The sequence below is a fragment of the Oscillospiraceae bacterium genome (genome assembly GCA_035353335.1).
Lineage (GTDB): Bacteria > Bacillota > Clostridia > Oscillospirales > JAKOTC01 > DAOPZJ01.
In genome coordinates, this window is the sequence record DAOPZJ010000089.1 from 1 (window position 1) to 6,658 (window position 6,658).

The 6,658-nt window shown below is 57.2% G+C and carries 4 protein-coding genes; 3 read left to right on the top strand and 1 reads right to left on the bottom strand.

Annotated elements, in window-relative coordinates; translation table 11 throughout:
- The coding region (ligD, locus tag PKH29_12230) for a DNA ligase D (protein HNX15606.1) at positions 1-1,328 on the top strand (1,328 nt) is incomplete at its 5' end.
- Between the two features lie 125 nt (positions 1,329-1,453).
- Here the strand turns inward: ligD and PKH29_12235 are convergent.
- Positions 1,454-5,737 (bottom strand): SpaA isopeptide-forming pilin-related protein, encoded by a 4,284-nt coding sequence (locus PKH29_12235; GenBank protein HNX15607.1) that lies wholly within the window; start codon positions 5,735-5,737, stop codon positions 1,454-1,456.
- A 430-nt stretch (positions 5,738-6,167) separates the two neighbouring features.
- Here PKH29_12235 and PKH29_12240 point away from each other — a divergent pair, with 430 nt between their 5' ends.
- Both PKH29_12240 and PKH29_12245 read left to right on the top strand, forming a co-directional pair.
- Positions 6,168-6,452 carry a hypothetical protein gene (locus PKH29_12240; protein HNX15608.1) on the top strand — a complete coding sequence of 95 codons (285 nt, stop codon included), beginning with the start codon at positions 6,168-6,170 and terminating at the stop codon, positions 6,450-6,452.
- The coding region (locus tag PKH29_12245) for a hypothetical protein (protein HNX15609.1) at positions 6,449-6,658 on the top strand (210 nt) is incomplete at its 3' end. The genes PKH29_12240 and PKH29_12245, both read left to right, overlap by 4 nt.

The following is a 6,658-nucleotide window of genomic DNA, read 5'->3' on the forward strand; positions in this document are numbered from 1 at the left end:
ACTGGGTCAAGATCAAATGCGAACGGCGGCAGGAGTTTGTGATCGGCGGCTATATCCGCACCGACAAGCGGACGAACGGGATCAGTTCGCTGCTGCTCGGTGTTTACGAGGGCGGGAAACTGATCTATTGCGGGCGCGCGGGTACGGGGCTCTCCGAGGCCGATTCCCGGCGGTTCGAAGATCAGTTTAAAACGCTGGTGCGCGACGACCCGATGTTTGTGAATGCGCCGAAAATCAAGGCGGACGAGTTGGTCTACTGGCTTGAACCCGACCTCGCCGCCGAGATCAAATTTGCCGAATGGACTTCGGACAATCTGCTGCGGCAGGCGAGTTTTAAAGGGTTAAGAACGGATAAGAACCCAAAAGAAATTCACAGGGAGACGGAGGACCTCGACTGCGAAGAGGCACTGCCGGAAGAGACGGAGGAGAACATGGATACAGATTTATTGAACAAAGGCGAAATTATGATCGCGGGGGTGAAAGTCACCCATCCCGATAAAATCATCTTCGACGACCCGATCACCTCCAAAGAGGATGTGATTCGCTATTATGAGCGGGTCTCGGAGCGGATGCTGCCGTATGTATCGAACCGGATTTTGAGCATTGTGCGCTGTCCCAAAGGGATCCGGCAGACCTGTTTTTATAAAAAGCACCCCGGCCCCGACAGCAAGGGGATCGTGCCGGTCCAGGTGAAGACGAGCGACGGCGGCGAAGAGGAGTTTTTCTATATCGCCGATAAAACGGGGCTCCTTTTTGAGGCGCAGATGGGGACGCTGGAGTTTCACACCTGGGGCAGCCGCGCCGGGACCATGGAGAAACCCGATATGATGGTGTTCGACCTCGACCCCGACGAGGGCATGGATTTAAAAACGGTGCGGCAGGGGGTTCGGGATGTGCGCGAACTGCTCTCGCAGCTCGAACTGAACACCTATCTCAAAACCAGCGGCGGCAAGGGATACCATGTGGTGGTGCCGTTGACACCGTCGGTCTCGTGGGACGGATTTTACGATTTCGCAAGGCGGGTCGTCGAGGTGATGGAACAGAAATGGCCCGATCGATACACGGGCAATGTGCGCAAAAACCGCCGGACGGGCAAGATTTTCGTCGACTGGATGCGCAACGGCAGAGGTGCGACGAGCGTGGCTCCGTATTCACTGCGGGCGCGAAAGGGCGCAAAAATCTCGATGCCCATCGGTTGGGATGAACTCGACACGGTCGCGCCGGACGGCATCGGCATGGCGGAGGCGGTTGCGCGGCTCGAAAGGCCCGACCCTTGGGCCGGATTTTTAAAAGAACGGCAGCAATTGAGACAGACGGCGAATGTGTAAATTTCAAATTTTCCGAACCGTTCCGCTCCGCCCAAACCGGAGTGGCAAACATACTTTTGTCCTGTAAATGCGAATTCCGCCCCGTTTGAAAACGGGGCGGAATTTTATAAACAAATCGTTTTGAATCAGCGGTTGCCGCGTTTGGCCTTTTGCTTATTGTTGAAATAGGAAATCAGCACAACCGCGAGTCCGAGTGTGGAGACAATCAAAAGCACGATGCTTCCGATATCCTCATAGATGCCCATCTCCGGCGTGGTGTCCTTGGTCGGGGTGCCGTCGTCGCCGATGTTGGTGTTGTTGCGGCCCTTTCCCGAGGAGGTCTTGGACGGCGAGGCCGGAGCCGAGACGGTGGACGCGGGCTGGATTCTCTGCGACGAGGTCGCACGGGACGAGGTCGCAAAGGACGAGACCACATAGGTCGAGGTCACCGACGAGGCGACGCTGCTCGGGGAGGAACTGACGGGGTTGGAGACCGGGGTCGGAACCGGGGTGTTTTTAATGATATAGCTGAGCGTGGTGCCCCCTTTGGCGATGACCGGAATATCGTTGTTTTGGAGATAGCCGGTGGGTGTTTTGGTCTCGCGGAGCGTATAATTGCCCGCCTTGATGCGGCTGAAAGTCGCAAATCCGCCGACGTCCGTGACCGCGGTCTGCACCGCTTTTCCGGTCTTGTCAAACAGGGTGAATTCGACGCCGGAGAGGGATTTTTGCGTGACGGAATCGACTTTTAAAATGCGCAGTTCCGAGAGCGCTTCGTCGACGACGGTTGCCGGGTTTGTGATGACGTCCCGGTTTTTCGGCGGGATGGTAGCCGTGCAGACGGTCTCGGAGAGGTTATAGCCGTCCGGCGCTTCGAGTTCGCGCAGGGTGTAAGTGCCGAGCGGGAGTTCCGAGAATTTGACGACGCCCGAGGCATCGGAACGGGTCGATGCGACCAGCGCCCCGGTGCTGTCATACAGTCCGAACAGCGCGCCCGGAAGGGCTTTGCCGTCGCTGTCGGTCTTGTGCAGCGTGATCGAGCCGAACAGCTGGCTGTAAGGGGTATTGATCAGCCGATCTGCGGAAAGTTGTGCGACGACGGCGGTTTTGTCGCCGTTATAGACGACGCGGGCGGTGAGCACCGTGCTCGATTCGAGATGTCCGACCGGCGGGTCGGTCTCGGTGATGGTATACGGGGTATTGCCGCTGAGGGGGACGTTTTCAAAGGTGACAACGCCGCCCACTGCGGAGGCGCCGATCGTGACGGAATGCCCGAAAAAGTCGGTGCCGGAGAGCACGAAGTTGCCGCCGGAGAGGGACGCGCCGAGCGTCGAGACCTTATACAGGGAGACGCTGCCCTTGGCGTAAGCGTCAACCGTTTCGAGCATCGGGGTATCGGAGGCCAGCCGGACGCCGCCGAAGGGTTCGGAGTTTAACAGATAGCCGTCCGGAGTGGCGATTTCTTTGACATAAAAAGTCCAGGCGGGCAGGTTGGTGAAGGTGGCGGTGCCGTTGGAACCCGTGGTCGCGGTGATGGCGCTGCCGTTTTTATAGATCGGCTGGCGGCTCGCATTCAGCAGCTGATAGACCGCGCCCGGCACGGGGTTTCCGTCCGCGTTGGTCTTATGAACGGTGAGCGGCAAAGAGCCGCTGCCGCCGCTCGACCAGAGCGCCCCGACCTGTATGTTGCGGACGTCGGCGTTGCCGGAGGGCGTGCCGTTGCTGCCCGAGAGCGAGACGGTATTATCATAGGTGTAATTATCGGTGATGATGAACGTGGTAAATTTGAGCCGGTAGGCGTTTGCGCCGTCCGGCAATCCGACGGTCAGGGTGTTGTGGTTGCCCGAGGTCGGCAGCGTCACGGAATAGCCGGCGGGGATCAGTGCGCCGGTTGTGAGCGTGCCGTCCGTGCCGACCGCCGCCGCATAGAGCTTGACGGAGGTGTTGTCGAGCAGTAAACCCGCGTTCAGCACGTCGGTCACCGAAGCGCCCGTGAGTTTGAGCAGGCCGGAGTTGATGTTCACCGTCCACTCGATATAGTCGTTTCCGGCGGTGTAGGCCGCCGTCTTGGAGACGACGGGGTTTTGAATCTGCGCCGTCGCGGTCGCGGTGATGCTGCGGCTCATCTGATCCGCCGAAATCGTGGCGGTGTTCACAAAATTCTGGGTGTTCGCCCACTGGGTCAGCAGTACCGAGTCGTCGAGCCGGGTATAGAACGTGACGGTATAGCGGTCGCTGACGGTGACGCCCGTGCCGAACCCGTAGTTGAAAGCGGTGCTTCCGCTCGCGCCGACCGTGGGCATGGTCGCGATGGCGGCGGAACCGCTGTCGGTGATGAGGAACGGATGGACGGCGTCGATATAGAGTTTCATCCCGGCGGGCAGGGAATCGCTGATGGTCAGGCCCGTCAGCGGGAGTTTGTTGCGGTTGACGGTGATCGTCCATTTGACGGTGTGTTCGGCGTAATTATAATTCTCCGCCGCCTTGGCGAGCATTTGGGTGTTAAAATTCCGGGTACCCGTGACTTTGATCGGGGTCTCGCCCGAACGGTATAGCGTGACGTCGTTTTTAAAAGCGACGCGCCCGTTGGAGTCGCCGTTTGAATACAGGGTATCCAAACCGGAGGTATCGATTGCGGCGGGGTTGGTGTCGATGACTTTCGTATAAAAATCGACGGTATAGGTCGTGTTGATATCGCCGAAATAGTAGGAGAAGTCGCGCACAAAGCTGTCGGAGGAGGTAAGCCCCGTCGGGGAGAGGGTCGACGAGCCCTGCTTGACCGTGATGGGATGGGTCGCGTCGATATAAAGCTGCTGCCCGAGGGGGATCGAATCGCCGATGGTGACTCCGGTCATGTTGATTTTGTTGCTGTTGACCGTGATCGTCCAATGGATGATGCCGGGATTCGCATAGTCGGAGGTGGCGTCGGCGGATTTTGCGATCAGGCCGTTCGCCCCGACAATCGTCGTGCTGGCGTTATCCTTGGGCGGGTTTGCCGAATCGGGCATCTCCGCCCAAGTCAGGGCGGCGTTGTTTTTAAACGTGACCGCGGTGTTAAAGTTCAGATAGGAGTCCGGGTTGTTGAGCTTGGTGTAATAAGTCAATACCGCCGTGCCGGAGAGCGCGCCGGGGAAGGCATAAGAAAATGCGCTTGCCGTGGCGGCGTCGGTATAGGAATAGGTATAGGCCGAAGACGGGATGACCGACGCGGTGCCGCCGTTCAGGGCGACGGTGACGTCATAAGTGCTGTCGTCGACCAACTGAAGTCCGGCGGGGATCAAGTCGCTGACGGTTGCGCCCGTGATTGCGCTGCTGCTGCCGACGGTGACGGTCACCACCCACTTGCGGATATAGCTGCCCGAGGTCGTCACGTTGCTGACGGCTTTGTTCAGCCAGCTGATGGGCACCGAGGCGTCGACCGGCCCCTTCACCACCGTGCTTCCGGTTTTGAGCGTGACGGAGTTTGAAAAGGTGCTGGATTCGGTTGCCGCAGTTGCGCCGGTCTCGGCGGAAAAGGTCTTGGGGTTGGTTTGATAGGTGATGATCTGCGCCGCCGTGGTATGGGCCGGGAAGGTATAGCTCACCTGATTGGCGGTGCTGAGGCCGAGGGTGAGGTCGGGAACCGCCACGGCGCTCGACGAGGTGCCGACCGTGAAAGAACCGCTCCGATAGGTCTGATTGACGCTGTAAGTATCGACGAGGGTATATCCGCCCAGATCGGTGCCCGCCGGGGGCGTCACCGTGACGGTCCACAAAATCGAATTGGTTGCGGCGTCGTATACGCCGGATTTGGCGAGGGAGACCTCCGGCTTCGGGTCGGTTTTGCGCGTGAAGAGATAGGTCTCGGAACCGAGTTTGATGCTGGTTTCGTCGTCGCCGCCGAAGGGGATCGGGTCAAAAGTGCCCGTGATTCCGACTTTTCCCCAGATGCCGGAATGGTTGGCGGCGTCCGCCGTCAGATGCACCGTGATGACGTTGTCGCCCGTAAACGACCAAGTACCCAACTGCCAAACGCCGGTCACCAAATCGGTGGCGTAAATCTTGGCGTTTTCCCCGGTGGGCGGGGTGAACGTGACGCCCTCGGGGAGCGTGATCGTGAAATAATCGCTGCCGTTATAAGTATAGATTTCGCCCTCGCCGTCGCCGTCTTCGAGATGGAAGACGTAGGTCAACGTGAGTCCGGCACCCGCCGGGACGTCGCTGAAGGTCTTGCCCGACGGCTTGATCACCGAGCTGCCGACCGTGACCGCGATGGAGGACGGCCCGCCCGTGGTCGCATAAGTGTCGGTGGTGTTATGGATGCTCAGATGATCGGTGAGCGGAGTGAGGTCGCGTGTGCCTGCTGCCGTCAGGTTGAGCACCGCAAAGAGCTGCAATGTCAAACATAAAACCAGCAGAAGGATCGGAATGGTCTTTCTGTTCTTTTTCATGAATTTTCTCCTCTGTGTGTTTGTTTGGTCGGTTGTTGTTTATTTCCCTCATCGTGTCGAAAACAGTCGGATTCCGGCACTTAGCTTCAATTATATACGGTATATATATAAATTAAAATATACAAATTGAAAAATATTTGTTTTTTTAAGCATTTTTATGTGACTTTGTTACACAGGAGTGCGCCGGCACATACTATGAATGTCGGTGAAGGCACGGCGGTGCAGGCATGCGGTAAAAATCCCAAAAATCGGCATTTTCAAAGGGGTTTATACGGATTTTTAAATTTGATTTGCTGAATATTAAATATTGACAATTCGCAATTAAGTGGTAAAATTAATACTCATGGTGCCTTTAAAAGCGCAAGGCACCGTGACTAAAGCCCGGTTTTTGAGTGAACATTGCACGTCGGGTCGGAAATGGGGGACTGCGATGCCTTGGGGAACGTTTCCTTTGATCGGAATCGCGCTCGGTCTGATCTGCGGCTTTTTACAGTATCGTTTGCTTGCAAAGCTTGTTTCGGTGACCAAAGAGGGTACAAAGCCGGGCAAGCTGCTTTTGTTGTTCTTTTTTAAATTGGGACTGTATGCGCTGTTTTTGGTACCTGCGGTGCTGCTGTCGGTACCCGACGGAATCGCTTGCGGCGGCCTTGCGGGGCTGACACTGGTGGCGACCGGCGTGATCAATGCTTTACGGAAAAGAGGTGAGGGCAAATGAATATCGCCATCGACCCCGGAAAAGTCAAAACGCTGCCGATTTTGGGCGGCTTTACGATCGACGAAACCATGGTCACCTCGGCCATCGTGATGGGGATCATGGTGCTTTTCGCACTGATTGTCCGGATATTCGTAATCCCGCGCTTTAAAGAAAAACCCGGCGGATTTCAGCTGCTGCTCGAGATGTTCGTCACGGGGATGGACGGC